The organism is Microbacterium sp. NIBRBAC000506063 (assembly GCF_017968845.1).
Lineage (GTDB): Bacteria > Actinomycetota > Actinomycetes > Actinomycetales > Microbacteriaceae > Microbacterium.
Window position 1 is genome coordinate 1,763,616 of sequence record NZ_CP072876.1, and the last position, 24,733, is coordinate 1,788,348.

Below are 24,733 nucleotides of genomic sequence, written 5' to 3' on the forward strand. Positions count from 1 at the left end.
GACTCGCATGTCAGAATCGCCCACTCCCCGGCAGACCACCTCCTCCCTCCTCATGCGCGGAGCGATCTGGGTCGCGATCGGCGCCCTCATCGCCGCGGCGCTCGTGTGCGTGTTCTGGGTGCTGTTCGGCTCGCAGAACGGTCTCGTCGCGCGCGCCTTCCTGACGATCCTGCTGCTGGCGGGCTTCGCCGGGGTCGCGATCCTCGAGGCCGGCCTCGCCTCGAAGCGCCCGGACTGGTTGAGCCTGGCCAGCATGATCACGTGGATCGTCGCGCTGCTCGTCGGCGCCGTGAAGATCTGGCAGCCCTGGGCGTCGGATTCCGCGGACAACCCCGCCACACGGGTGTTCTTCCTGGCGCTCGCGATCGGGCTTCTCCAGCTCGCCCTCGTGCACGTGCGGCTGTACCGTCCGGCGGCGCAGCGGTACGTGACGACCTTCACCCGGGTCATCTACTACACGACGATCGCGTTCCTCGTGATCCTCGTGGGGCTGGTCGTCTTCTACCTGACCTTCCCGCACCACATCGACTACTCCGACATGTACTGGCGCATCGTCGTGGCGGTGACGATCCTCGTCGCGGTCGGCACGACGCTCATCCCGCTGCTGAACGCGCTGTTCGCCCCGAAGGCGCCGCCGCGCGCGGACGCTCCCGAGCTGCTGCCCTGGCCGACGTACGGCGACGGCATCACGCCTCTGCCGGCGCTCGCCGACGGATCGCCCGACTGGAACGCCTACTACGCCGCCGAGCAGCGCGCTCTCGCGGGTCCGCCCGCCTGGTCGACCGCCCCGTCCGCCGCGGCGCCGATCGCCTCGGTTCCGGCGACGCCGACGGCACCTGCACCGGTCTCGCAGGGTGCCCTGCCGCCGATCCCGCCGATCCCCGGGTCGTTCCCGACCCCGACCCCGACCCCGACGCCGCCGGTCGCCGAGGTGTCTCCTCCGGCTCCGCAGACGGTCCCGGGGAGGAGCCGGTCATCGGCGCCGAAGCGGGCGCGGATGCCGAGGCGCCTCCTGCGCCGGCCGAACCCGCCACGCCGACGCCGACGGATCCGGCATCCTTCCCGCCTCCGCCTCCTCCCGCCCCGGCGCCGTGAGCGAGACGGTGACCGATGCGCACAGGGCGGCCGACCCTGAAGGGCTGACCCGCCTCGCCGTCGAGATCGCCCGCGAGGCAGGTGACCTGGCACGCGCGCGGCGTGCGGAAGGCGTCGCGCTGGCGGCGACGAAGTCGACGCTCGCCGATATCGTCACCGAGGCCGATCGCGAGGTCGAGGAGTTGATCCGCGGACGCCTCCGTACGGTGCGACCGGATGACGGATTCTTCGGCGAGGAGTCCGGCGGAACCGCCGGGGAGTCGGGCGTCACCTGGGTCGTCGACCCGATCGACGGCACGGTCAACTATGCCGCGGGGATCGCGAACTATGCCGTGAGCATCGCCGCCGTGACGGGTCCGGTCGATCGCGACGCCTGGGAGGTGCAGGCGGCGGTCGTTTACGCGCCCGCTCTCGGCGAGCTGTTCCAGGCGGCGCGCGGGGAGGCGCATGGCTCGACGGTGCGCGCCTGCAGGCCTCGACCGAGACGCCCGCGGGCGCGCTGATCGGAACGGGCTTCGGCTACGATCCGGCGACGCACGAGGGCGACCTCGCCACGGTCCGATCCGTGATGCCGCTCGCGAGGGACCTCCGTCGGATGGGCGCGGCCGCGATCGATCTCGCCTACGTCGCGGCGGGTCGGCTCGATGGCTACTTCGAGCGCGGACTCCAGCCCTGGGATCATGCGGCGGGCTCGCTCCTGGTCACCGAGGCCGGTGGCCGGTTCAGCCAGTTCGAGCGGGAGAACTCCCGCCGAATGACCGTCGCGGCGGGTTCCCAACTCCACGATGATTTAGTTAGGATCATTGCGGGGGGAAAATAAGCGGTTTCGTTCATGGCATTCCCAGGCTGTGACCGATAGTGTTTACCTGATCGTTATCTTTGTAACCCGATGCAAGGCCACGAGTAGCCCGATTCCGACAGCCCGAGAGACACTTTCTTGACGTTCGATACCCCCCAGGCTCAGCCTGCGCCCACGCGACGGTCGAGCCGACGCCACAGCGCGGCCTCGCCCGCTCCCACGGGATCGACGTTCCTCTCCTCCTCGGCATCCTCGTCCGAGCTCTCCTCGCCAGCTGAGGCTTCTCCGCAGTCCGCCGCCTCCGTGGCGCAGGACCCGCAGCACGCCTCGCCGGCACCGACTCGGGCAAGCGCGCGCCGTGCCGCGCGCATGGCCCAGGCCGCCGCCCGTCCGGCGCCCGCAGTGCTCCCGGCGCCCGCCGCTCCCGCGGCCGCGTCACCCCTGACCCGTCGTACCGTCCGCACTGCTCCGATGGTTCCGGCGGTGGCGGTGACCTCATCCGTGGCCTCGTCTCCGGTGACCGACGTCATCGTGGTCCCGGTCGCCGTTCCCACCGAGACATCGGATGCCGCGCCCGCTCCTGCTTCGCAGAAGGCCGCCGCGCCGGAGCCCGCTGCTGCGGAAGAGGCGCCCGCTGAGCAGGAGATCCCGGCATCCGACACGGCCGACCTCTTCGACGAGGCGCTCCGGATCTTCGGCACGTCCGAGATCCCCACGATGCCGCAGGCCGCGGCATCCGATGATGCTCCTGCAGCCACCGCGCACATCGTGCCGCCTCGCCACCGGAAGGGTGCGCGCAAGCTCGTCACGGCCGGCTCCACGTTCGCCGTCATGGGCGTGACGACGCTGCTGGCCGTGTCGATGACGCTGCCGAGCGAGGCCGTCGCCGCCGCCCAGGGCGCCCAGGCCTTCTCCATGGCGTCGCTGGCCGCGAGCACCTCGGCCGATGCCCCGGTGATCGAGGAGGAGGAGATCCAGGCCTTCATCGCGCCGGAGGACGTCTCCACCGAGTCGCTGGCGCGCACCGCCGAGAACTACTCGACCGTCTCGCTCGTCGAGCTGGCGGCGCAGCAGGGCATCCGGTACTCCGACACCGTCTACACGAACGACCCGAACGCTGCCATCCAGTGGCCGTTCTTCGTCGGCGTGCCGATGACCTCCCGCTATGGGATGCGCTGGGGCCGCATGCACCAGGGCATCGACCTCGTGCCCGGAAGCGGTGCGCCGATCCAGGCGATCGCCGACGGTACGGTGCGCATCGCATCCGAAGCCGGCGGCGCGTACGGCGTGCACGTCTACATCGACCACGTGATCGACGGCATGAACGTCACGAGCCACTACGCGCACATGCAGTACGGGTCGCTGGAGGTGACCGCCGGTCAAGAAGTGAAGGTGGGCGATGTCCTCGGAAAGGTCGGAAACACCGGTCGCTCCTACGGTGCGCACCTGCACTTCGAGATCCTCATCAACGGCTCGCACGTCGACCCGCTGCCGTTCATGAACAAGTACGCCGGGACCTACTAGCCCGGTTTCATGAGGACGCCATTGTGATGGTATTCTCGTCTGGTTGCCCGCTGAGGGCAGCACGCCCCGATAGCTCAGTGGCAGAGCACTTCCATGGTAAGGAAGGGGTCGTCAGTTCAATCCTGACTCGGGGCTCGCAGCATTCTTTTCGTTCGATTCGGATGCATCGCGGCGGAGTAGCTCAGTTGGTGAGAGCGCACGACTCATAATCGTGAGGTCGCGGGTTCGAGTCCCGCCTCCGCTACCAGATTCTGTTGAACCGTGCTGACCTGGGGTGATATTTATCCCAGGTCAGCATGGTTTTTGCGTTGGTGCGCGATGGTGATCGTGGCGGCGTCGAGTGGTGCGTGACGGTGAATTGGATGATCAAGAGACGCCTGAGGTCGTGATCGAAGGCCGCGGATGTCACTGTCGCCAGCGACGCGGTGCTACCTCTGCAGGTTGACGCCGGGGTGTGTCCGATGAACGGTGTTTCTGGGCCGGCGGTCATTAGTTGATTCGGTCTTCGAAGGCGATCGCGAACGCGTTCAGTGCTGGCTTCCACCTCGTCGCCCAGCGTGCCCTGCCCCGACCGGTGGGGTCAAGTGAGCGGGTCACGAGGTAGAGGCACTTCAGCGCTGCGGCATCGTTGGGGAAGTGCCCACGCGCCCTAACGGCGCGGCGGTAGCGGCCGTTGAGAGACTCGATCGCGTTCGTTGAGCAGATGATCCGTCGGATCTCGACGTCCCAGTCCAGGAACGGCACGAACTCGGACCAGGCGTTGCGCCAGAGCTTGCTGATCGCCGGATACTGCTGCCCCCACTTCGCGTCGAACTCCTCGAACCGCTCCCGGGCGGCCGCTTCAGTCGGAGCCGTATAGACCGGTCGGAGGTCCTTGCCCATCTCTTCCCAGTAGTGGCGGGACGCGAACCGGAACGTGTTCCGGATCAGATGAATGATGCAGGTCTGCACCGTCGCGAGCGGCCACGCGGTGTTGATCGACTCCGGCAGCCCTTTGAGACCGTCGCAGACGACGATGCAGACGTCCTCGGCGCCACGGTTCTTGATCTCGGTGAGGACACCGAGCCAGAACTTCGCTCCCTCACCGCCGTCGCCGGCCCAGATCCCGAGAATGTCGCGTTCTCCGTTCACCGTGACACCCACGGCGATATAGAACGGCTTGTTGCGCACCTGCCCGTCGCGGACCTTCACCACCAAGGCGTCGATGAACACCACCGGATAGACGCGATCCAATGGTCGGTTCTGCCATTCGGTCATCTCCTCGATCACCTTGTCGGTGATCCGGCTGATCGTGTCCTTCGACACGGACGCACCATAGACGTCGTCGAAGTGCGCCGCGACCTCACCGGTCGTGAGCCCACGCGCGGTGAGCGAGAGCACGATCTCGTCGACCCCGGTGAGCCGTCGCTGCCGTTTCTTGACGATCTTCGGCTCGAACGACCCCGCCCGATCCCGCGGCACGTCGATCTCGACGGGACCGACCTCGGTGAGCACGGTCTTCGAGCGGCTGCCGTTGCGGATGTTGCCGCTCTCAGCCTGCTGGTGCTTCTCGTGACCAAGGTGCTCGGTCATCTCCGCCTCGAGCGCTGTCTCCAAGACTCGCTTGGTGAGTCCGTTCAACAACCCGTCGGGACCGACGAGGTCGACGCCCTGTTCCTTCGCTTGCTTCAGCAACTGCTCCGCGAGCTGCTGCTCATCGATGATCTCTCCCGTCACAGGATCGATCATCTCGGTCGTGTCCATCACGGCCTGTTCCTTTCGGTCAGGCCGACCCAGAAACACCGAAAACCAGACATGCATGCTGGTATGGCGGTGCGGGGGTCGTGACCCGAAATCTGACTGGCGTCCTGCTGGACTGCCGTTGGTCTGATCAGTCCGGCTCCCGCACCTATCTGACGGCACCTGCCGGTCGGGCATGACCTAATACGAGCCTGGCCCCGTCGCAGGAGGCCTGGTGCATGTCCTGTCTGACCGATCCGGCCGGTGTCGACCCACTGGATCGGAAGGGCATCACCAGCATGACAGAGCATCACCGCCGGGTCGGCGGAATCGACTCTCATAAAGACAGCATCCACGCGGCGGTCATCGACGAGGTCGGGCATCACGTCGCCGATCGTGAGTTCCCGACCACGCAAGCCGGCTACCGTCGGGCGGTCGCGTGGCTCATCGAGCACGGCCCCTTGACGGCGGTCGGGGTCGAAGGAATCTCGAGCTACGGCGTCGGCATCACCGCAGCCATCGCCGCGGCTGGCATCCGGGTAGTGGAGGTCAACCGCACCAGGCCAGCCGAGCGGCGACGGCAGGGGAAGACGGACCGGCTCGACGCCTACCGCGCCGCCCGGTCGGTGCAGTCGGGTGAAGCCACCACCGACCCGAAGAGCGCCACGATCGAACCGCTGCGGGCACTGACCGTGGCCCGCCGCTCCGCGGTCAAGGCTCAGCAAGTCGCTCTGCGGCAGATCGGCGCGGTGCTGATCAACGCCCCGCCCATCTCCGGGATCGTTACCGGGATCTGAGGGACGCGAAGCTGGTCGCCGCTCTTGCTGCCGTACGCCCGGAACAACACACCGATCCCGGTCTGGCCGACACACTCCACTCCCTGCGTTCACTGGCACGCCGCCACCGCACGCTCCACGAGGAAATCGTCGGCATCGAGGCTCGCATGAAAGCGCGCGCGACCGCAGCCAACCCCGCCCTCATGGCCGTCAAAGGAGTGGGTCCCGTCGTCGGCGCTCAGCTACTGATCACCGCCGGCGACAACCCCGACCGGCTGCGCTCGTCCGCGTCCTTCGCCGCGCTTTGCGGCACCGCGCCGATCCCGGTCAGCTCCGGCCGCACCGACCGGCACCGGCTCTCCCGCGGCGGAGACCGGCAAGCCAACGCCGCGCTGCACCACATCGTGAAAGTCCGACTCTCCTGCGATCCCGCCACCCGCGCCTACCGCGACACGCACCTCGCGAAAGGATGGACGATCAAAGCCGTCTTCCGTGCGCTCAAACGCGCCGTCGCACGCGAGATCTTCCAAGCACTCGCCGGGCACTGCGCCGTGCCCGACTACAGCGACCTGCGCTCCGCACGTCGAGCCAAGAACCTCACCCTGACCGCCGCGGCCCTCCATCTCGGCGTCTGGCCCGCCCGAGTCGGCGAACTCGAACTCGGACGACGACCCAACGACGACCTCGCCACCCGCTACCGCGAATGGCTCACCGCCGCTTGACACGCAATAGGAGCATCAGTCCCCTCTGTCCCGCACCGGTAGCGGTAGCGGACCTTGAACTCGGGTTCCTTCAAGATGGCGGGAATCGACCCAGTCATCGGGATGAGAGCCGAAGACTCCTTGTCGATGCGCGCCTGCATCTTCGCTAGCTGACCAGGTTCAACCGGTCGTTGCAACACCGGGTTGTTGGAGCAACAGTAGCTGCTCGTTGAATGCCTCGGCTGGTGTCCTCCAGCCGAGCGTCTTGCGTGGCCTTGTGTTGAGGGCATAGGCGACGGCGTCGATCTCCTCGGCGGACCATCGCGAGAGGTCCGTGCCTTTCGGAAAGTACTGGCGGAGCAGGCCGTTGGTGTTCTCGTTCGTGCCGCGCTGCCAAGGTGATTGTGGGTCGGCGAAGAACACCGGGATACCGGTCTCGACTCGGAACTGGGCGTGCGCAGACATCTCCTTGCCGCGATCCCAGGTCAACGACCGGGCCAGCTGCTCCGGCAGCGTCGACATCGTGTTCGTCAGCGCTTTCGCCATCGTCACCGCGCCATACCCGGCCAGCGCTGGCCCGTTCTTCGGGGTCTCCTTATGCCGGTAGCCTTCCTCGCGTGGGAGGTGAACAAGCAGCGTGTAACGAGTCGCACGTTCGACGACGGTGCCGACCGCAGAACGTTCCAGTCCAATCAGCAAGTCGCCCTCCCAATGCCCGGGAACGGCGCGATCCTCAACCTCAGCGGGACGCTCACTGATCAGCGTCTCCGGGGTCACGTGGGCCCAGGTCTTGCGCCTGGAGCGTTCCCGTGGGGCGCGGAGCGCTCGTCCGGTACGCAGACACCACACCAGCTCGCGTTTGAGCGCGCCCCGCCCTCGATATAGAGCGACTGGTAGATCGCTTCGTGGCTGATGCGCATGGAATCATCATCCGGGAAGTCGATGCGGATCCGGTTCGCGATCTGCTCAGGACTCCACGCCCACGACCACGGCCGGTCCTTCCGGTGCGGCTTGTTCCGGCCCGTGAACTTCGGCACCTCAGGACCAGCCACGACAGCACCGTCGGGCATCACGATCTGCCCGGAGAGACGTTCCTCAACGTAATCCCGCAGTCTCGGGTTCGCGACGAGTTTGGCGACCTTGGGTCGCTTCGCGGCGATGTCCGACTTCCACTGCGCGACGGACGCTCGATAGTCCCGTTTGCTGCCCCGGGTCGCAGCGTTGCGCCGCAGCTCGCGGGAGATCGTCCCCGGGTCGCGTCCGACGCGTCGGGCTATCTCACGAACACCGCAGTCTTGCGCGTTGAGGATCGCGATCTCCTCCCGCTCCGCGAATGACAGATACCTGCCGGAGGGTGGTTTGCTCAGATCGAACGGCGGCATGCCGCCAGCGTTATGGAACCACCGCCCACCGACCGGCTGCGACACCCCAACCCGAGCCGCCGCCTCTTCAGGCAGCAACCCTTTCGCGATCTCGACCCAGAACCTGTGCTGCACCTCTCGAGAGATCGGCGGTGTGCCCGGCGACCGCAACTTCGGTCTGATCGCCCGATCCGCATCCTGCTGACGACGTCCCATCACACACCTCCCACTCGAGGTGTTGCGACGACCAATTGAATCCGCCCTGTTCCGGTGTCCACTTTGGGTGCGGCTCGAACTCGAGGCGGTCGACATCTGCGGGGTAGACGAGTCCCAGGGATGGAGCGGAGCCGTTAGCGGACGCGGCGCGCATCAGTTCGCACGTCGTGGTCGCTGGCAGCTGGCCGATCACCTTGTGACGTGCCTTCCACGGCGGAAGGTTCTGGACGACGGTCCAAGAGTCCTGCGTTGGCGAGTAGCTTTCCCGACGGGTGTCGGAGTCCTTGCGTCGGACCTCAAGCTCGATGACGTCGTACTTCTTGAACTGCGCCTCGCCGTCGAGCCAGCGGAACGCGATCGGATACAGCCGAATCCAGGTTGGTTCATCTCCATCGATGCGCACACCCGCAACACACGAAGTGTCCCCGTAGCTCGTCGACGGCTGCGGCGTCGCCTTCACTGTGATCAGTACACGCGCCTGTTCGCCTTCCACCCTCATAGCGTGAGCATATTGCGGAGACCGGACAGCGCCAGTTCGGGCGGTCACTTGACCGTCGCGCACCATTGCCCGAGCCCCGCTCACCTCTCGGAGCGGGGCTCGCTGCGTTGTCGCCGAATGGATCGGTGCGCGCTCGCAGATAGGCAAGGACATGGCTGACAAGGATGGCTAGTGCGCCACTGCATGAAGACGCCGATTCTGCCGTGTTCTGCGCCTAAAACTGCATGCAACATGCCGGACCGATGGGACTCATGGACCGACGGTTACGCCACGCCGTCATGGATAGATTGATCGGCACACCTTTTGTGGCACCAAAAGACGCTTCTGACCAGCATGATTGTGTGACTAGTCCGCAAGGCAAGCAGGTCTGTACATGCGTGCATGGATGTATTTCGCAAAGGACCTTCTTGTTTTCGTCCGTCGCGGCAGGTAGTCTCGGGATTCCACAAGTGTTAGGAGTGCTGTATGGAAGTCAGCGAGACGCTCAAGAAGGCGTGGACTGCCGTCGAGGATGCCGGTCTGCCCGAGAAGATTCAGGAAGTTGCGTTCCGCGAAGCGGTGCGACTGCTCGCCCCCACTCAGGTCGTGGCGGCTGCCCCTGCCGCCGCACCGCGCTCGTCTGGCCAGACGGAGAAGTCTGCCCAGACAAGCGGGCCCACCGGGAGTGGTACGAGCCGCGGTGGCTCCAACGGCGACGGGTCCAAGATCACCGAGGCTGAGAGCACGATCCTCGACAAAGTCGAGCAGCATACGGCCGTCTCCCGCGCGAAGCTGGAGGAACTGGTCCACCTCGATGACGGGGTCCTGAAGGTCAGCCTCCCCGGTATCAAGTTGGGCAAGAATAACGCCGACAAGACGCGGGCGATCGCGCAGATCCTCACCATCGTGCGCGGCTTCGGTCTGGACGAGGGCGAGACCTCGCTGGAACTCGTGCGAGCCGAGGCCCAGCGGCTCAAGTGCTACGACTCGGCGAACTTCTCGTCGCAGATCAAGGTACTGAACGGCTACCTCATCACCGGTAGCGGCACTAATCGCCGCATCCGGGCGAAGTCCGGTGCCATCAACGGGTTCCCCGCATTCGTGGACAGCCTCCTGGGCGAGTCGTGACCGCGCTCGACGATCGCGTCCAGCAGGGCTTCATCGCCGCGGGCATTCCCGCCGAACTGGTGAAGGAGCTGCTGGAGGCGTTCGCCGAGGCGAAGCGGCGGTTCTACCGGGACGACCTGCGGCCCTCCGAGATCGAGGGCGCTCGGTTCTCGGAGGCCGTGTTCCGGATCCTCGAGTGGGCGACGACGCAGCAGTACACGCCGCTCGGCGGCAACCTGCCCAAGATCCCGACCCTGATGGGCAAATTCGAGCAGGCTACGGCTGCGCCTGAGAGCGTCCGCTTCCACATCCCGCGTACGCTCCGTCTAATTTACGACGTGCGGAACAAGCGGGACGTGGCGCACCTTGGCGACGGCATCGACCCGAACCAGCAGGACGCCACGATGGTCGTTCGGAACATGGAGTGGGTGCTCGCAGAACTTGTTCGGCTCCACCACAACATGTCTGCGACCGAGGCGCACGGGATCATCGTCGACTTGGTATCGAAGGACGTCCCGCTGATCCAGGTCTTCGACGGCTTCCCGCGCGTGTTGAAGCAGTTGAAGGCATCGGACCACGTGCTCACCCTGCTCTACTGGCGCGGTGTCGAGGGTGCCACTTTCACCGAGTTGCACTCCTGGGCGAGGGCAGCGATGCGCGCCAACCTGAAGCGCACCCTGAACACGCTGGACGCCAAGGATCTGATTCACCTCAACGGTGACCGCCACGTTCTGACTAACCTCGGCGAACGGGACGTCGAGCAGCGCAAGTTGCTCGAACCGCAGTAGGTCGTTCCCTGGAGCCTCCGACACAAGCCATACCGAACCTCTCGTGGGCTCCCGCCGATCTTCCAGCAGTTCGCGGAGGCCGGCCAAGCCTTCTTCGCCGGCCTGCTCGACGAGGATTTCATCGAGCCCACGCCGGCCCGCGAACCCGGCACGGGAGGCAATGGCGAAGGCGGCAGCCTTCCGGTAATCACCATGCAAGACCACGTGCTACTGGAGAACCTCACCCTGCTCACGGCCGACCCCAAGATTGCGGAGGCCCTCGCGGTCCTGACAGATGTCGGCGTCAGCACTGGAGAGCAGTTCGACCGTTTGCGGCGGATCACCCCAACTGAGCAGGCCTCCCGCAAGGCCAAGCGGGCGCCGCTCGAAGAGCTCGTGAAGACCGCCGTCGGCAAGTTCCTCGCCAAACTCAGCCTCAAACACGCCCGAGCGGTGCGGTCCGCGCGCCGGTCCGCAGCTCAGGTCATGAGCTGCGTGATCAGAGCGGATGCTGCGGCACCGGCACCCGAGTTGGCTGCCGAGGTAAGCACGCCCTCAGCGGTAGCAAGAGCTTCTTGAGCACGCGCTGGTCCGGCTCGGTCTTCGCTGCCTCCTCGACCACGAGCGTCGCCGCTTCACGGGCGGCGTCTACCTCGTCAGGGTCAATCCCTGAGTGGCCTCGATCAGCGCTAATGCGCGGCCGACAGCATCAGCCAGTTGCTCGTATCCGGCAGCGATCGGTACTTGCTGTGTGATGGTGCTGCCTTCAAGGGCGATGTTCACATTGCTGCCATTGACGACAATGACGTGACCGTTGCCTGATGGTGAGGCAGGAACAGGCGGGGTCTTGGCCCACTTGACCGAGATGTGACGCATGTTGCGGCTCCCGGCGTCGAGCACGTCGACGTGCGTCGCGTACACGTGCTGTTGCCCGCCGCGCGGGTCATCCCAGGTCAGCTGGTCGCCCTCGTAGATCGGGGTGTCGACGTTGAAGTCGACGGACTTGGACTGTACCAGGCCGTCGAAGACCTCAACGTTCCGACCGGGAGCTTCGGCGCCGGGCGTGACGGTGACCCTCTTCGTTCCGAAAGTCTTGCCGAACGTCTGGATGAACGTCATGTCGTCTTCCTCTCCGGGGCGACTGAGAGCCATCATTGCCTCCGGTTCATTTTCGCTTGGTGGTCATGGTGTCGAATCGATCTCAACGAACTGGAGCAGTTCAACGCCCAGGGGCTTCGTGCGCTGCTGGAGGGGTCCGCTTGGAGTCATCATCGTGTTCAGGGGTGCGTTGTCGAGTAGGCCAGCGTTCTGTAGCTCATCGAGCACCGGCGTCACGAGCTGCCGCCAACCGGCAACGCTCGGGAAGACGTACTTCTCGAGAAGCGCCCCGAGCGACGAAGCGCCCCACTGAGCAGGTTCGTGCCAGTCGGCCGTGCTCGCTTTGATCCATGCCCGCGGGTCGCGGAAGAAGTTGAGCATCGCGAAGTGCAGGTCGTCGTAGCGCGCCACAAGAGTCAGGAACTGTGCCCGTTTCGACTCATCGATGGTGCTCCACGGGCCAGCGTGCCGGACGGCTGAAGCGAGCCGGGTGCGCTTCTCCGCGCTGGAGGTCTCGGCGGCAGCTCTGGATGCACGCTCATATGCAGCCATGAACTCGTCGGAATCCAACACGGCCTCGGGCGTGAGCCCGTCGACACGCGTCAAGACGTCTTCCACAACACGAGCGACCGCCACGTTGAACTTGTGCTGCCGTGCGCCCTGACGTTCGGCAAGCAGTCCTGAGGTGAACTGCGCCACGACGCCACCGACCAGGGGAACTGCTGAAATCCCAGCCAGGCCGGCATTGATCATGGTGTCCCTGAGCGGTGAATGCCCTGGCACACGATCGTCGAGCGAATCCGTCATAGCTCCGATTCTCGCGCAGCCCACCGACAAACCCGGTCCGACTGGACCTCCCGTTCGATAGAGCGAGCTGACAAGCACGACTCGGTGAGACTGCCCTTCGGCAGTCGTGAACCGGTCCGATGACAATATGTACCTATGGATGGCTTCGTCAGTTGGGTGGTGCGGCACCGCATCGTCATCGGCGTTGTGCTGTTCGGGCTTGGCCTCGGAACCTCTGTGTTGCTCGCTTTCGGTGCGTCCTCGGCTGACCCGCCCGACGGCGCTCAGAGCGCCCTTCTAGTTATCATCAGCGGCCTGTTCAACGTCGGTGGTGCATGGGCGGTATCACGCCGGCCTGGCGGCCCAAACCTCACTGGTTCACAAGTGGCCGTTCGTCACCTCGCCAAGATCACGACCGATGTCGGCAAGCTGGCGCAGTTCGCCGACGAGGCCTTCGAAGGCAGACCCGCTGGAAAGAATCGCGAGGACGTAGGGCAGTTGAGTTGGAAACTCAGTGACATTGAGAGCCGCCTAATCACGAACCTTGAAGATTGGGCGAAGGTCTACCCGGACCTGATCGAAAACGGACCTAGCGATGCGAGCGGTCAAGAACCGGAGGAACAATGAGCGACGAACTGATCCAGGCCAAGGTGGCGCGCATCATCAATAACACCGACCTGGCACTTAACAAGGGTGCTGATGACGGTGTGGAAGAGGGCATGAAGTTCGCCATCCTTAGTGACGCTGGCGAAGAGATCCGAGACCCCGACACCGACGAGGTTCTGGACTCGATTCAGATTGCCAAGACCGTGGTAAAGATCATCCATTCTGCCTCCCGCTCGTCGATCGGACGGACCTTCCGCAAGCACGAGTCAGCGGGGATCTTCAACGCATTTGGGCAGGGCTCAACCCGATACGAGACTCTCGCGACCGACGAGAGCCGCGTCCAGCAGGAACTTGACCCGAAGAAGGCCAAAGTCAAAGTTGGCGATCGCGCTGTGGAGTACACGGGAGAATACACCGGTATCGTCTACGACTTCTGATCCGTGACCGGCGCGCCGTGTGGGCGGTGCGGCGCACCGGCTGGCTTCCGAGAACAGAAGATCGCCAGGTTGGCGAGTTGTCAGCCGGTCCCACCGTTGTGGTCTCGTACGACTGCGTAGTTGGTCCGTGCAGCGTCGTGGCCGAGCTTCTTCGCGACGAACTCTGACCGCTGCGTGCCGTCGGCAGCCGTGTAGGACTTCACGTAGCCCTCGGCGAGGAACCAGTCAGACCTGAGGAACTTCGAGTACGACTCCTCCGCAGCGCTCCGGTATTGCACCAGATCGTGGAACGTGGTGTTGACCTTGACGGTCGATCCGTCCTTCTCACGTTGATAGTGCTCTTGGCCGATCTTCGCGTAAAAGCGGGCATCGCCCGTGCGGGTGAAGCTGAGCGAGGGCTCTGATGCGATGAAACCGGATAGAGACCGCTGAGTATGGAGTGTCACGCGTTCTCCTCGTGAGATTCGGCACTGCTATGTCACCGCTTCTGCGTTGTTCCGCGGCTTACGGGGAGTACCCGGCGCTCCTCGGCGACCAGGCCGGAGCCCCACACCCCGGTGCAGTAACTGAGTCTGTACCCGGCTCGGTCCGATGCCGTACCTCTTGCCGATGGCGGCGAGGCTGTACCCTGCTCATATAGTTCCACGAACGCGTCGGCCTCATTGACCTGGGGACTCGGTCGCGTGCTTCAACGTCGTGGCGGCGTAGGTGCGCGCGAACGGTCGACCGGTGCAGGTCGTATCGCTGCGCCAGCTCCGATACGCGGGCACCCTGGCGGTACTGGCTGACGAGCGCCCCGATCTCTGTCGCGTCCAGGCGTGTTCCAGCCATCTCAATCGATGCCGCCACAGGGCCGCGCATGTCACTTCTGGGCGAAGTCGAGGTACGCCTGGGTAGGAGGAGACTCCCGTCCTTGGCCCGTTTTATCAGGGTTTTCAGCGCCCGCCGGGTGTTCCAGGACCCTCTCATTTGGACTACTTGATCAGATCCTCGGCTCAGCCGGCGATTTTTCCGTCCCGCGCCGTGATCGCGGACGCCGGGCCGGAGCTCACATCCGGTCGAAACGGGTGCGGGCCAGCCGGTGCAGCATGAGCGCGACATCGAGTCGCGTCCGGCCGGAGGGCGTCGTGGGGTCGTATCCGAGCAGTGCGGGAAGCTTCTGCAGGCGGGCATTCATCGACGAATGGTGGATGCCGGCATCGGCTGCGAGGGCCCGCACGCTGGTGCCCGCGGTGATCCCGTGCAGCAGCGGCAGGGTCCAGGTGGCGGCCAGCAGCCGATCGACGTCCTCGACGTCGGGGTGAACCGTGGGCCGCTGATCCTCCGCCTCCGCGAGGCTCAGGAGAGCGCCGAGATCGTCGGCGCGTACGACCGGATGCCGGGAGTCGCTGAGTCGCAGGGCGACGAGAGCCGAGCGCCATGAGACCCGCACGTCCATCGGGGAAGAAGCGACGACGCCGATGCCCGCCTGCTCTGCCGGGTGCGGCCCGTCGTCCGCCGTCAGAACTGCGCGGACCACGCCGAACCTGGTCGCGACGATGGCATGCGGCAGCGGGCGAGTGAGCTGCGCCGACGAGAGCACCGCGATCGTGCGGATCGGCGCATGCGTCGGGAAGGCGAGGTGCGCGACCGCCTCCTCTCGCTCGCTGTCGGTGGCATCGCCGGCCAGCAGCACCTCCACGGCGCGCCGGGTCGGTGCCGTGGTGTCGAGCCTGTGCGAGATGATCGACAGGGAGATCGCGAGCCGTTCGAGGATCATCGCATCGTTGGCGTGCGGCGCCTCGGCGCGCTCGATCCAGACGACGGCGTCCTCGCCGAAGCGGACCGCAGGCCAGCCCTCGGGGAGCCCGGTCGCGGCGAGGATCCGTCGGCCTCGAAGAGAAGCCCTCTGCGCGTGCAGCGGGACGATAGCCGACCGGGGCCCCGCTGAGCACAGCCGCTCCCCGCAGCATGCCTTCCGCGCGGACACGGCCGTCGACGAGCCTGTCGAAGTACTCGATCACCCGCAGCGTCTCGCTGGCCTCCGGGTCGAGTGCGCTGAGCCTTCCTGCGAGCTCCTTCATCGCAGCATCCCTTCGCCGTCATGCCCCACCCTACGCGAGCGGGGCATGACGGTCAGCGGTCAGGCGTCGAGCATGCGGGTCAGCCAGCGGTTGCGGGTCTCGACCATTGCGATCGACAGCTCCGCGTGAGGGGCGAGTCCGTCGAAGCCGTGGAACCCGCCGGGCCACACATGCAGCTCGCACTCGCCGCCGGCGGCCCAGATGCCCGAAGCATAGGCGACGTCCTCATCGCGGAACACCTCGGCGCTGCCGACGTCGATGAAGGTCGGAGGCAGGCCCGAGAGATCGTCGGCCCGCGCCGGCGCTGCGTAGATCGAGACGGCGTCTGTGCCGCGACGATCGCCGAGCAGGGCATCCCAGCCGGTGTCGTTGCTGGCGCGATCCCACACCCGACGCCCTGGAACTGGTGAGAGGAGACCGTTTCGTTGCGGTCATCGATCATCGGATAGATGAGCAGCGAGGCGCGCAGCGCCGGTCCCTTGCGGTCCCGAGCGAGAAGCGTGACGCCGGCGGACAGTCCGCCCCGGCGCTCGCACCTCCGACGATGAGGCGGGAGAGGTCGATGCCGAGCTCGTCGGCATGCTCGGCGGTCCAGACCAGGCCCGCGTAGCAGTCCTCGACCGGCACCGGATCGGGAAACTCCGGCGCAAGACGGTACTCGACGGAGACGATCACGGCTCCGTGGCTGGCGATGTACGGCAGGAAGCCCTGGACGCCCTGAAGGCGGTTGCCGAGGATCATCCCACCGCCGTGGATGTGATAGATCCCGGGACCCGGCGTGGTCTGATCGGGGCGCCGGAAGATCGATGCGACGATCTCCCCGCCGTCGAAGCCCGCGATCGTGCGCTCCTCGTGCACGGCGCCGACCGCGGCGACCTGCTCGGCGAACGTCGGATCCTCCGGCATCTGGCGCAGCGCCGGGATCATCTCCGGAGTGACGGTCGGCGGGATCATCTCCGCGATCAGATCCAGAGCGGCGTTCAGCTCGGGGTCGAAGGGCGGGCTGGGGTGGATGCTGGTCATCGCGATCTCCATCGGTCGGTCAGGTCCGCGGCACTGCGGATGACTAGATTCTGGTCGTGCTCCGGAGCTGTCGCGACCGCCGCGTGCTCCTGTTTCGGCGGTAGGCGACCGACACATGGCGCTCCCGCTCCGCCGGTCGGAGCGCTGGTGTCTGAGTACGATCAGCGATGTGACCACAGATATCGAAGGCGCGGACGCCCGATCCACGAATCTCCCTGTCAAGCTCGTCCTCGCCCTCATCGGGCTGGTCGTGCTCGGCTTCGGTGCGTGGTTCGGCGCAGCGCACTGGGCGATGTCCGGCACGAAGGTCGTCCTCGATGCGCAGCCGTTCGAGTGCGCCGGCGACGAGGTGACCCGCTACGCGGATGATGCCTTCGCGACGGAGGATCAGGCGATGTGGCGGCACGCGATCGAGCTGCGCGAAGGGCTGGACTGCAGCATCCGCTTCCATGTCGTCAATGAAGGCTGGCGTTCCGTCAACGTCGAGAGCATCGTCCTTCCGTTTCTCGGCGCAGAGTCCGCGCTTCCGACTGCCACCTCGCTCGGACCACACGGCGATCCTGCGGTCCTCCCGCCGATCGATGCCCGCGTCGACGCCGCCTTCACGATCTCCGGCTCCCCTCTGGAAAGCGACGACCGGGAGACGTTCGTCGCGCGACTCGCCTCCAACGCCGATGGCTGCGTCTCGGAGGGTGGGGCGATCATCGTGCCCGCACCTGCGGTCGTCGTGTCGGCGTGGGGGATGTCGCGGACGATCCAACCGGTGGCGAGCGAGCTGGCCTTCCTCGGTACGGTCGACAGCTCCTGCGACGAGTAGGCGCCCCTCCTTTTCCTTGCACTCGTGCAGAAATGCACACTGTGCAATAATCTGGAGTGATGAGTGACGAAGGACTCCGCGCGCGCAAACAGCGTCAGACACGGGATACGATCCATCGCGCCGCCGTCGACCTCGCCCTCGAGCTCGGACCGGATGCCGCCACCGTCGCAGCGATCAGCGAGCGCGCCGACATCTCGCCGCGCACGTTCTTCAACTACTACCCGAGCAAAGAAGACGCGATCGTCGGCCTGCACGAGGGGCTGCCCAGCGACGACGAGCTCGACGAGCTGCGCACGGGCGTCTCCGACGACCTGATCGCCGACATCCTGCGGCTCATGCTCGGGGTCTTCAGCCCCAGCGACGACCGGCTCCTCGAGCAGCGCAAGGCCCTCATGGCGGAGCACCCGCGACTCCTCCAGCGTCAGTGGGCGCGCATGATCGGCATCGAGCAACGGATCGGGGGCGCCGTGGCCGAGCGGATGCGGGCGACCGACCGTTTCGCCCATCTTCCCGACATCGACGCCGCCGCCCTCGCCCTCGTCGTGACCTGCAACGCCGTGCTGCGGCTCAGCATCCGCAAGGTCATCGCCCACGACATCCCGCCGTCGGAGATCCAGCCGCATCTGGACGACACTCTCCACACGCTTCGAGAGGTACTGCGCACGCTGCCATGACGTCTTCCCGCACTGCTCCGCGCCCGCGCTCCCACGAGACGCGCCGCGGCATCATCCTGCTCTTCGTCGGCCTGGTGCTGGCGATGCTGCTGGCCGCGCTCAGCCAGACCGTGCTCAGCGCCGCGATGCCGACGATGGTCGGCGAGCTCGGCGGTGTCGACCAGATGCTGTGGGTGATGACCGCCTACATCCTTGCGTCGACGATCATGATGCCGATCTACGGCAAGATGAGCGACCTGATCGGGCGCAAGCCCCCGCTGATCATCGCGATCCTGCTGTTCATCGCGGGATCGGTGCTCGGCGCGCTCGCGCCCGACATGGGCGTGCTCATCGCCAGTCGCGTCGTGCAGGGGCTCGGCGGCGGCGGGCTCATCATCCTCTCGCAGGCGATCATTGCGGATGTCATCCCCGCCCGTGAGCGCGGGAAGTACATGGGCATCATCGGGCCGTCTTCGCGGTCTCGTCCGTGGCCGGCCCGCTCCTGGGCGGCTGGCTGACCGAGCAGGTCGACTGGCGGTGGACCTTCTGGATCAACGTGCCGCTGGGTCTGCTGGCGCTGGCGGCGGCCATCACCCTCCTGCATCTGCCGAAGGGCACCAATACCCGGCCGAAGATCGACGTCCTCGGCATGATGACCCTGGCCCCGGCCACCGCGTGCCTGATCCTCGTCGCCTCCTGGGGCGGCAACGACTTCGCCTGGACCTCGCCGGTCATCCTGTCCTTGATCGCGGCCACGGTGCTGCTGTCGGTCCTGTTCGTGCTCGCCGAGCGTCGGGCGACCGAGCCGATCATCCCTCCGGCGCTCTTCCGGGACCGCAACTTCAACCTCGCGACGTCGGCGGGCCTGCTCGTCGGCGTCACGATGTTCGGTGCGATCGGATATCTTCCGACCTATCTGCAGATGACCTTCGGCGCCGACGCGACAGCCGCCGGCATGCTCATGGTCCCGATGATGGGCATGATGCTCGTGACCTCGCTCGGCAGCGGATGGCTGGTGAGCAAGTACGGCCGCTACAAGTGGATGCCGATCGCCGGTGCAGCGCTCATCACGCTCTCGCTCGTGCTGCTGAGCTTCATGACGCCCGAGACGCCGCTGTGGCGGTTCTGCACCGACGTGGGACTCCTGGGCGCCGGGCTGGGCGTGAACCTGCAGATCCTCGTCCTGATCGTGCAGAACTCCTTCCCGAGCCGGATGGTCGGCACGGCGACGGCGGCGAACAACTTCTTCCGTCAGATCGGTGCGTCGCTGGGAAGCGCGATCGTCGGCAGCCTGTTCACCGTCCGGCTGGTGGGTATCCTCGGCGAGCGGGTTCCCGAGGAGGGGCGGCCCAGGTCGGCGACGTCGGCTCCCTCACTCCGCACGGCGTCCTGGATCTGCCCGCAGGCCTGCAGTCGATCGTCGTGCACGGCTACAACGACGCCCTCACACCCCTCTTCCTGTGGATGGCGCCGCTCGGCCTCGTGGCCGTCGTGCTGCTGAGCTTCATCAAGGAGATCCCGCTGAAGACCACGGTCGAGCGCGACATCGTGCCCGAGGGCATCAGCGAAGGGCAGCTCATCATCGAGCATGAGGACGAGTTCGACCCGGCGGCGCCTTCCGACGCACCGGTGCGGCCAGGGTCATCCTCGCGTGCGGAGGCCTTCCCTCCGGGTCAGCCTTCGCCGCGGACGCGCTCCCACCGGTCTCCTCCTTCGGCATGAGCGACCACGGCAGCCTCCGATGCGGCGTCGAGGAGGGCATGCAGATCGTAGCCGGTGGACGTCGCCTGCGCCCATCCGATGCTCGCCGAGAGGCGGATGGGGATCGCCTGGTGCTCCTCGAGTGTCGAGACGCGCTCGAGGAGCACGCTGAGGATCTCCCGCATCCCGCCCTGTGACCGCGGAACGAGGGCGATGAACCTCGTGGGGCTCATCCGCTCGACATCGGCGTCGGCGGGCAGTGTCGCGTAGACGTCGTCTGCGAAGCTCTCGCTGATCGCGCTGAACGCGGCGGTGCCGGATGCGGCACGGATGTCGTCGGGATGGAAGATGCGGTTGGCGACCTCGAGGAGGCCCTCGGCGCCGACGCGGGCGATGCCCACGTCGAGGGAGTCGATCAACCGGCGGTTCCGGGCGCGCTGATCGGTCACGCGACGCAGGGCGAACCCGATGAGGGACGATTGCGCGCGAAGCAGACGCTTGGAGGAGCGGTTGCGCAGCGCGCCGACGGCCATGGTCGTGCCGATGAAGCCGAGGACGATGAGCAGGACGATGAGATCGATCGCCTTCTGCACGGACAGTCCTGTGTAGAACAGCCCGATGACCATGAGCACGCCGATGAACACGAGCGCGCCGAGCAGGATCGGCACGGAGTAGTAGGTGGCGATCCACGCGATCGGGAAGGCCCAGAGGAAGGCCATGGGGCCTCGCTGCCGGCATCGAGCAGTCCGATCGCGACGATGTCCACGGCGGGCACGATCAGGATCCCGTGGCCGCCGATGCGACGCCAGGGAACAGCGAGGGCGGCCAGGGTGACGGCCACGATCAGGGCGAGCGCTGCGAGAAAGCGCCAGTCGGTGAAGCTCGCGGGAACGAGCAATGCGGAGACGGCGGCGATGGCGACGGTCGAGAAGGCGAGGACGAGCTGCCATTGCCAGATCGACCGTGATCGGACGTCACCGAAGTGCCGTTCCGGCGCCTTGGACACGTGCTCTCCTGTCGCTGCCCCTTCCCGCTGCCACCATAGCGGGACGATGAGCCGCGTTTGATTTTCGGTGTACCGAAACCTAAAGTTTAGGTGTGCCGAAAAGTCATCGAATCGTCGCTGTCGCCGGAGTCGCGCTCGCCGCACTGCTCGCGCTGAGCGGGTGCGGTCTTGCGGCATCCGATTCGCCGTACAGCGCCCCCGACCGCTCGCCTGCGGCCGACGATCGCCCGCTCGTGCTCACGACCTTCACGGTGCTCGCCGACATGGCGCGCAACGTCGCCGGAGAACACCTGCGGGTCGAGTCGATCACGAAGATCGGCGCCGAGATCCACGGCTACCAGCCGACGCCCGGCGACATCCGGCATGCCGCCGACGCCGCGCTCATCCTCGACAACGGTCTGGGCCTGGAAGCCTGGTTCGAGAGGTTCGTCCAGACCGTGGACGCACCGCATGTCGTGGTGTCGGATGCCGTCGAGCCGATCGACATCGCCGCCGACGCCTACGCCGGGCTGCCCAACCCGCACGCGTGGATGAGCGCGCTGAACGCGCAGCTGTACGTGGATGCCATGGCGGCGGCCTTCAGCGATCTCGCGCCTGCCCACGCCGAGGCCTTCGTCGCCAACGCCGAGGCGTACAAGGCCGAGATCCAGGAGGTCCACGACGAGCTGCTCGCGGCGCTGGACACGCTCCCCGAGAACCAGCGGGCGCTCGTCACCTGCGAAGGGGCCTTCTCCTACCTCGCCCGCGATGCCGGGCTCACCGAGCAGTACATCTGGCCGGTCAACGCCGAGCAGCAGGCGACCCCGCAGCAGATCGCGGCGACGATCGCCTTCGTGGAAGCAGGCGACGTCCCCGCGGTCTTCTGCGAGTCCACGGTCTCCGATCGCGCGATGCAGCAGGTCGTCGCCGCGACAGACGCCGAGTTCGGGGGCGTGCTCTACGTCGACTCGCTGTCCGAGCGCGATGGGCCTGTGCCGACCTATCTGGATCTCCTGCGCCACGATGCCGACACGATCGTCGCCGGACTCACGCGAGGCTCGGAGTGACACCGGCGCTCGAAGTGACCGGCCTCTCCGTGAACTACGGAGAGGTCACGGCGCTCGACGACGTCTCGATCCGCGTCGAGTCGGGGCGTGTCTGCGCGCTGATCGGCATGAACGGCTCGGGCAAGTCCACCCTGTTCAAGGCGATCATGGGGCTCGTGCGGCCCTCGGCAGGACGCACGACGATCCAGGGCTCGTCACCCGCGATCGCCCGGCGTCGGGGAATCGTCGGCTACGTGCCGCAGAGCGAAGAGATCGACTGGAGCTTCCCGCTGTCGGTGCGCGACGTCGTGATGATGGGGCGTTACGGGCGGCAGGGAGTGCTGCGTCGCATCCGTGCTTCCGATCGTGCCGCCGTCGATGAGGCGCTCGCGAGGGTCGAGCTCGCCGACCTCGCGGATCGGCAGATCGGCCGGCTCTCGGGAGGGCAGCGCAAACGCGCCTTCGTCGCCCGGGGGATCGCGCAGCAGGCCGAGGTGCTGCTGCTGGACGAGCCCTTCGCCGGTGTCGACAAGCGTTCCGAGGCGACGATCGTGCGGCTCCTGAAAGATCTCGCCACAGACGGCCGGACCATCCTCATCTCCACCCACGACCTGCATGCGCTGCCGGCGCTCGCCGACGAGGCGATCCTGCTCATGAACCGCGTGCTGCTGCACGGCGACGTCGACACGGTGCTGGAGCCGGCCAACCTCGCCAGGGCCTTCGGGCTGGAGGCGGACGCATGAGCATCCTCGACCTGCTGCTCGAGCCCCTCGCCTACGACTTCATGGTGCGGGCGCTGGTGACGACCGTGATCGCCGCCGTGGTGTGCGCGCTGCTGTCGTGCTGGCTCGTGCTGATCGGCTGGTCTCTCATGGGCGACGCGGTCTCGCACGCGGTGCTGCCGGGCGTCGTCATCGCGTACATCTTCGGGGCGCCCTTCGCGCTGGGCGCGCTCGTGTTCGGGCTCCTCGCGGTGGCGCTGATCGGCGGCATCCGCGACACGAGCAAGGTGAAGGAGGATGCCGCGATCGGCATCGTCTTCACCACGCTGTTCGCGCTCGGCCTCGTGCTGATCTCGGTGACGCCCTCGCAGACCGACCTGAACCACATCATCTTCGGCAACGTGCTGGGGGTGTCGCCAGCGGATCTCGTGCAGATCGTGGTGCTGGCCGCCGTCGCCTTCGCGGTGCTCATGGTCAAGCGGCGCGATCTGACGCTGTACGCGTTCGATCCCACGCATGCGCATGCGATCGGGCTCTCGCCGCGGCTGCTGGGGGCGCTGCTGCTGGGGGTGCTGGCGCTGACGGCGGTCGTCGCGCTGCAGGTGGTCGGGGTGATCCTGGTGGTGGCGATGCTCATCATCCCCGGCGCCAGCGCGTATCTGCTCACGGAGCGCTTCGGGCGGATGCTGCTGATCGGCCCGGCGCTCGCCGCCCTGTGCTCGGTGGTCGGCATCTACCTGAGCTATTGGCTGGACGCGGCGCCGGGAGGGCTCGTGGTCCTCGTGCAGGGAGCGGCGTTCGCGCTCGCGTACCTGGCGAGCAAGGTGCGGGCGCGGCTCTTCCGGGCGGTGTCCGCCTGGCGATAGGCTCCACACAACAACTCTGAAAGGAACCCCCATGTCCTTCTTCTCCGCTGTGTGGGATGTGCTGCTGTGGGCACTGCTGTTCACGGTCTTCATCGGCTACCTGATGGCGCTCTTCTCGATCATCACCGACCTGTTCCGCGACACGAAGCTGAACGGCTGGCTGAAGGCCCTGTGGTTCGTGTTCCTGATCTTCCTGCCGCTGCTGACCGCGCTGGCGTATCTCATCTTCCGCGGACGCGGCATGACCGAGCGCGCGGTCGCACAGCAGCAGGCGGCGCAGGCGGCGGCGGACGACTACATCCGTTCGGTGGCCGGTTCTCCGACCGACGACATCGCCAAGGCGAAGTCGTTGCTGGACTCCGGCGCGATCACGCAGGCCGAGTACGAGCAGCTGAAGGCGGCCGCACTCGCCCGCTGACCGAGGCTCACACGCCCTCGTGCCCCGCGCTCGGCGCCGGGGTGCGGGGGCGTCGCGGTTCTAGACTGGCAACCGTGCGCATCCGACTCGACATCGCCTACGACGGCACCCATTTCCGGGGCTGGGCGCGTCAGCCGGGGCTGCGCACGGTGCAGGGCACGCTCGAGGACGCGCTGGCGCGGATCGTCGGCTCCGAGGTGCGCCTGGTCGTGGCCGGGCGCACGGATGCGGGCGTCCACGCATCCGGTCAGGTCGCCCACGTCGACCTGGACGAGGCCCAGTGGGCGCGCATCGAGTCGCGACACGGGCGTGCGGCGCACGATCCTGCCGGGTCGATCGCGGGTCGCATGCGCGGAGTGCTGGGAGCGTATCCGGATGTCACGGTCAGCCGCTCCGCGCTCGCACCCGAGGGGTTCGACGCGCGCTTCTCCGCCGTGTGGCGTCGGTACCGGTACCGCCTGGCCGACGGCCTGTCGGGCTACGATCCGCTGCGCCGGCTGAACACGACGACGATCCGTGGCGAGCTGGACGCCTCGGCGATGGATGCCGCGGCGCGCTCGCTCATCGGTCTCCACGACTTCGCCGCCTACTGCAAGCCGCGCGAGGAGGCCACGACGATCCGGACCCTCCTCGAGTACGGCTGGCATCGTGACGCCGACGGCGTCCTGATCGCCGAGGTCACGGCGGACGCCTTCTGCCACAGCATGGTGCGGGCGCTCGTGGGCGCCTGCGCCGCTGTGGGGGAGGGGCGCCTCGACGTGGAGGATCTCGTGGTGCTGCGCGAAGGGCGGGAGCGGACGAGCGAGTTCAAGGTCCTCGCCGCTCGAGGTCTCACGCTCACCGAGGTCGGCTATCCCGCCGACGACCTGCTCGCCGCACGCGCGGAGCAGACGCGGAATCGCCGCGATCGCGAGTAGACACGAGTGGTGCCTTCACGCCCCGCGCACAGCCGAGGGGCGTACCGTGGAA

General features: G+C 66.7%; 26 protein-coding genes, 2 tRNA genes and 3 pseudogenes. 21 read left to right on the forward strand and 10 right to left on the reverse strand.

The genetic code is table 11. The features are described 5' to 3' along the window. Nucleotides 1–7 precede the first annotated feature (7 nt). From KAE78_RS10100 to KAE78_RS10120, 5 genes and pseudogenes are all read left to right on the forward strand, one after another. Nucleotides 8–1,135 carry a hypothetical protein gene (locus KAE78_RS10100; protein WP_223170758.1) on the forward strand — a complete coding sequence of 376 codons (1,128 nt, stop codon included), beginning with the start codon at nucleotides 8–10 and terminating at the stop codon, nucleotides 1,133–1,135. Next, nucleotides 1,104–1,915 (forward strand): annotated as a pseudogene (locus KAE78_RS10105) (inositol monophosphatase family protein). The gene KAE78_RS10100 and the pseudogene KAE78_RS10105 overlap by 32 nt, the downstream one beginning before the upstream one ends. Nucleotides 1,916–2,365: 450 nt before the next feature. After that, complete coding sequence (locus KAE78_RS10110) at nucleotides 2,366–3,418, forward strand: M23 family metallopeptidase (RefSeq protein WP_223170759.1); 1,053 nt, start codon at nucleotides 2,366–2,368, stop codon at nucleotides 3,416–3,418. Nucleotides 3,419–3,481: 63 nt separating this feature from the next. Beyond that, nucleotides 3,482–3,553, forward strand: a tRNA-Thr gene (locus tag KAE78_RS10115). Between the two features lie 35 nt (nucleotides 3,554–3,588). Continuing rightward, nucleotides 3,589–3,665, forward strand: a tRNA-Met gene (locus tag KAE78_RS10120). Nucleotides 3,666–3,907: 242 nt separating this feature from the next. On the opposite strand, the gene KAE78_RS10125 is transcribed toward KAE78_RS10120, so the two are convergent. Next, nucleotides 3,908–5,146, reverse strand: coding sequence for an IS256 family transposase (locus KAE78_RS10125; RefSeq protein WP_411156023.1), 1,239 nt, complete (start codon nucleotides 5,144–5,146; stop codon nucleotides 3,908–3,910). Nucleotides 5,147–5,436: 290 nt separating this feature from the next. On the opposite strand from KAE78_RS10125, the gene KAE78_RS10130 reads away from it, so the two are divergent. Both KAE78_RS10130 and KAE78_RS10135 read left to right on the forward strand, forming a co-directional pair. Continuing rightward, nucleotides 5,437–5,934, forward strand: a complete 498-nt coding sequence (locus KAE78_RS10130) for an IS110 family transposase (protein WP_223170760.1) — start codon at nucleotides 5,437–5,439, stop codon at nucleotides 5,932–5,934. 146 nt (nucleotides 5,935–6,080) lie between these two features. Beyond that, nucleotides 6,081–6,635, forward strand: a complete 555-nt coding sequence (locus tag KAE78_RS10135) for an IS110 family transposase (RefSeq protein ID WP_223170761.1) — start codon at nucleotides 6,081–6,083, stop codon at nucleotides 6,633–6,635. Between the two features lie 159 nt (nucleotides 6,636–6,794). Here the strand turns inward: KAE78_RS10135 and KAE78_RS10140 are convergent. Then, nucleotides 6,795–7,996, reverse strand: a pseudogene (locus KAE78_RS10140) (IS30 family transposase). 67 nt (nucleotides 7,997–8,063) lie between these two features. After that, the gene (locus tag KAE78_RS10145) at nucleotides 8,064–8,684 is read right to left on the reverse strand and encodes a hypothetical protein (protein ID WP_223170762.1); all 621 of its coding nucleotides are present in this window, start codon (nucleotides 8,682–8,684) and stop codon (nucleotides 8,064–8,066) included. A gap of 471 nt (nucleotides 8,685–9,155) precedes the next feature. Here KAE78_RS10145 and KAE78_RS10150 point away from each other — a divergent pair, with 471 nt between their 5' ends. The 3 genes from KAE78_RS10150 to KAE78_RS10160 all read left to right on the forward strand — a co-directional run bounded on the left by KAE78_RS10150 (nucleotide 9,156) and on the right by KAE78_RS10160 (nucleotide 11,122). Beyond that, nucleotides 9,156–9,797 carry a hypothetical protein gene (locus tag KAE78_RS10150; protein ID WP_223170763.1) on the forward strand — a complete coding sequence of 214 codons (642 nt, stop codon included), beginning with the start codon at nucleotides 9,156–9,158 and terminating at the stop codon, nucleotides 9,795–9,797. After that, nucleotides 9,794–10,564: a hypothetical protein gene (locus tag KAE78_RS10155; RefSeq protein WP_223170764.1), complete on the forward strand. Its 771-nt coding sequence runs from the start codon at nucleotides 9,794–9,796 to the stop codon at nucleotides 10,562–10,564. The genes KAE78_RS10150 and KAE78_RS10155 overlap by 4 nt, the downstream gene beginning before the upstream one ends. A gap of 192 nt (nucleotides 10,565–10,756) precedes the next feature. Beyond that, nucleotides 10,757–11,122, forward strand: a complete 366-nt coding sequence (locus KAE78_RS10160) for a hypothetical protein (RefSeq protein WP_223170765.1) — start codon at nucleotides 10,757–10,759, stop codon at nucleotides 11,120–11,122. A 69-nt stretch (nucleotides 11,123–11,191) separates the two neighbouring features. Here the strand turns inward: KAE78_RS10160 and KAE78_RS10165 are convergent, their stop codons facing one another. Next, nucleotides 11,192–11,662: a hypothetical protein gene (locus tag KAE78_RS10165; protein WP_223170766.1), complete on the reverse strand. Its 471-nt coding sequence runs from the start codon at nucleotides 11,660–11,662 to the stop codon at nucleotides 11,192–11,194. Nucleotides 11,663–11,725: 63 nt separating this feature from the next. Further along, on the reverse strand, nucleotides 11,726–12,448 hold the full coding sequence (locus tag KAE78_RS10170) for a hypothetical protein (RefSeq protein ID WP_223170767.1): 723 nt from the start codon (nucleotides 12,446–12,448) through the stop codon (nucleotides 11,726–11,728). A gap of 135 nt (nucleotides 12,449–12,583) precedes the next feature. On the opposite strand from KAE78_RS10170, the gene KAE78_RS10175 reads away from it, so the two are divergent. Beyond that, nucleotides 12,584–13,054, forward strand: a complete 471-nt coding sequence (locus tag KAE78_RS10175; protein WP_223170768.1) for a hypothetical protein — start codon at nucleotides 12,584–12,586, stop codon at nucleotides 13,052–13,054. Further along, nucleotides 13,051–13,470, forward strand: coding sequence for a hypothetical protein (locus KAE78_RS10180; RefSeq protein WP_223170769.1), 420 nt, complete (start codon nucleotides 13,051–13,053; stop codon nucleotides 13,468–13,470). The genes KAE78_RS10175 and KAE78_RS10180 overlap by 4 nt, the downstream gene beginning before the upstream one ends. An 80-nt stretch (nucleotides 13,471–13,550) precedes the next feature. On the opposite strand, the gene KAE78_RS10185 is transcribed toward KAE78_RS10180, so the two are convergent. From KAE78_RS10185 to KAE78_RS18710, 4 genes are all read right to left on the reverse strand, one after another. After that, nucleotides 13,551–13,916 (reverse strand): single-stranded DNA-binding protein, encoded by a 366-nt coding sequence (locus KAE78_RS10185; protein WP_223170770.1) that lies wholly within the window; start codon nucleotides 13,914–13,916, stop codon nucleotides 13,551–13,553. A 602-nt stretch (nucleotides 13,917–14,518) separates the two neighbouring features. Beyond that, nucleotides 14,519–15,439: a helix-turn-helix domain-containing protein gene (locus tag KAE78_RS10190; protein ID WP_223170771.1), complete on the reverse strand. Its 921-nt coding sequence runs from the start codon at nucleotides 15,437–15,439 to the stop codon at nucleotides 14,519–14,521. A gap of 153 nt (nucleotides 15,440–15,592) precedes the next feature. Further along, nucleotides 15,593–15,922, reverse strand: a complete 330-nt coding sequence (locus KAE78_RS18705) for an alpha/beta hydrolase (RefSeq protein WP_317451749.1) — start codon at nucleotides 15,920–15,922, stop codon at nucleotides 15,593–15,595. Nucleotides 15,923–15,971: 49 nt separating this feature from the next. After that, entirely contained in the window at nucleotides 15,972–16,556 is a 585-nt protein-coding gene (locus KAE78_RS18710) for an alpha/beta hydrolase (protein ID WP_317451750.1), read from the reverse strand. 169 nt (nucleotides 16,557–16,725) lie between these two features. On the opposite strand from KAE78_RS18710, the gene KAE78_RS10200 reads away from it, so the two are divergent. The 4 genes and pseudogenes from KAE78_RS10200 (at nucleotide 16,726) to KAE78_RS10215 (ending at nucleotide 19,748) form a co-directional block, all read left to right on the forward strand. Next, a complete protein-coding gene (locus KAE78_RS10200; protein ID WP_223170772.1) occupies nucleotides 16,726–17,373 on the forward strand; it encodes a hypothetical protein in 648 nt (215 codons plus the stop codon). 59 nt (nucleotides 17,374–17,432) lie between these two features. Then, complete coding sequence (locus KAE78_RS10205) at nucleotides 17,433–18,047, forward strand: TetR/AcrR family transcriptional regulator (protein WP_223172460.1); 615 nt, start codon at nucleotides 17,433–17,435, stop codon at nucleotides 18,045–18,047. Nucleotides 18,048–18,172: 125 nt separating this feature from the next. Beyond that, a pseudogene (locus KAE78_RS10210) lies at nucleotides 18,173–19,527 on the forward strand (MFS transporter). Further along, nucleotides 19,491–19,748: a hypothetical protein gene (locus KAE78_RS10215; RefSeq protein WP_223170773.1), complete on the forward strand. Its 258-nt coding sequence runs from the start codon at nucleotides 19,491–19,493 to the stop codon at nucleotides 19,746–19,748. The pseudogene KAE78_RS10210 and the gene KAE78_RS10215 overlap by 37 nt, the downstream one beginning before the upstream one ends. On the opposite strand, the gene KAE78_RS10220 is transcribed toward KAE78_RS10215, so the two are convergent. Continuing rightward, nucleotides 19,700–20,446: a hypothetical protein gene (locus KAE78_RS10220; protein ID WP_223170774.1), complete on the reverse strand. Its 747-nt coding sequence runs from the start codon at nucleotides 20,444–20,446 to the stop codon at nucleotides 19,700–19,702. The two genes, KAE78_RS10215 and KAE78_RS10220, sit on opposite strands and share 49 nt — an antisense overlap. Nucleotides 20,447–20,825: 379 nt before the next feature. Here KAE78_RS10220 and KAE78_RS10225 point away from each other — a divergent pair, with 379 nt between their 5' ends. The 5 genes from KAE78_RS10225 to truA all read left to right on the forward strand — a co-directional run bounded on the left by KAE78_RS10225 (nucleotide 20,826) and on the right by truA (nucleotide 24,681). Then, nucleotides 20,826–21,779, forward strand: coding sequence for a metal ABC transporter substrate-binding protein (locus KAE78_RS10225; protein ID WP_223170775.1), 954 nt, complete (start codon nucleotides 20,826–20,828; stop codon nucleotides 21,777–21,779). A gap of 14 nt (nucleotides 21,780–21,793) precedes the next feature. Next, nucleotides 21,794–22,501: a metal ABC transporter ATP-binding protein gene (locus KAE78_RS10230; protein WP_223170776.1), complete on the forward strand. Its 708-nt coding sequence runs from the start codon at nucleotides 21,794–21,796 to the stop codon at nucleotides 22,499–22,501. Further along, nucleotides 22,498–23,346 (forward strand): metal ABC transporter permease, encoded by an 849-nt coding sequence (locus tag KAE78_RS10235; protein ID WP_223170777.1) that lies wholly within the window; start codon nucleotides 22,498–22,500, stop codon nucleotides 23,344–23,346. Before KAE78_RS10230 ends, KAE78_RS10235 begins: the two co-directional genes overlap by 4 nt. Nucleotides 23,347–23,377: 31 nt before the next feature. Further along, nucleotides 23,378–23,764, forward strand: coding sequence for an SHOCT domain-containing protein (locus KAE78_RS10240; RefSeq protein ID WP_223170778.1), 387 nt, complete (start codon nucleotides 23,378–23,380; stop codon nucleotides 23,762–23,764). Between the two features lie 74 nt (nucleotides 23,765–23,838). Further along, nucleotides 23,839–24,681: a tRNA pseudouridine(38-40) synthase TruA gene (gene truA, locus KAE78_RS10245; protein ID WP_223170779.1), complete on the forward strand. Its 843-nt coding sequence runs from the start codon at nucleotides 23,839–23,841 to the stop codon at nucleotides 24,679–24,681. Nucleotides 24,682–24,733: the final 52 nt, after the last annotated feature.

Bases quoted from the DNA above. Each gene is read 5' to 3' on its own strand.
- KAE78_RS10100 (WP_223170758.1), top strand. From the start codon at position 8: ATGTCAGAATCGCCCACTCCCCGGCAGACCACCTCCTCCCTCCTCATG.
- KAE78_RS10110 (WP_223170759.1), top strand. From the start codon at position 2,366: ATGGTTCCGGCGGTGGCGGTGACCTCATCCGTGGCCTCGTCTCCGGTG.
- KAE78_RS10125 (WP_411156023.1), bottom strand. From the start codon at position 5,146: ATGATCGATCCTGTGACGGGAGAGATCATCGATGAGCAGCAGCTCGCG.
- KAE78_RS10130 (WP_223170760.1), top strand. From the start codon at position 5,437: ATGACAGAGCATCACCGCCGGGTCGGCGGAATCGACTCTCATAAAGAC.
- KAE78_RS10135 (WP_223170761.1), top strand. From the start codon at position 6,081: ATGAAAGCGCGCGCGACCGCAGCCAACCCCGCCCTCATGGCCGTCAAA.
- KAE78_RS10150 (WP_223170763.1), top strand. From the start codon at position 9,156: ATGGAAGTCAGCGAGACGCTCAAGAAGGCGTGGACTGCCGTCGAGGAT.
- KAE78_RS10160 (WP_223170765.1), top strand. From the start codon at position 10,757: ATGCAAGACCACGTGCTACTGGAGAACCTCACCCTGCTCACGGCCGAC.
- KAE78_RS10165 (WP_223170766.1), bottom strand. From the start codon at position 11,662: ATGACGTTCATCCAGACGTTCGGCAAGACTTTCGGAACGAAGAGGGTC.
- KAE78_RS10170 (WP_223170767.1), bottom strand. From the start codon at position 12,448: ATGACGGATTCGCTCGACGATCGTGTGCCAGGGCATTCACCGCTCAGG.
- KAE78_RS10175 (WP_223170768.1), top strand. From the start codon at position 12,584: ATGGATGGCTTCGTCAGTTGGGTGGTGCGGCACCGCATCGTCATCGGC.
- KAE78_RS10180 (WP_223170769.1), top strand. From the start codon at position 13,051: ATGAGCGACGAACTGATCCAGGCCAAGGTGGCGCGCATCATCAATAAC.
- KAE78_RS18710 (WP_317451750.1), bottom strand. From the start codon at position 16,556: ATGACCAGCATCCACCCCAGCCCGCCCTTCGACCCCGAGCTGAACGCC.
- KAE78_RS10205 (WP_223172460.1), top strand. From the start codon at position 17,433: ATGAGTGACGAAGGACTCCGCGCGCGCAAACAGCGTCAGACACGGGAT.
- KAE78_RS10215 (WP_223170773.1), top strand. From the start codon at position 19,491: ATGGCGCCGCTCGGCCTCGTGGCCGTCGTGCTGCTGAGCTTCATCAAG.
- KAE78_RS10220 (WP_223170774.1), bottom strand. From the start codon at position 20,446: ATGGCCTTCCTCTGGGCCTTCCCGATCGCGTGGATCGCCACCTACTAC.
- KAE78_RS10235 (WP_223170777.1), top strand. From the start codon at position 22,498: ATGAGCATCCTCGACCTGCTGCTCGAGCCCCTCGCCTACGACTTCATG.
- KAE78_RS10240 (WP_223170778.1), top strand. From the start codon at position 23,378: ATGTCCTTCTTCTCCGCTGTGTGGGATGTGCTGCTGTGGGCACTGCTG.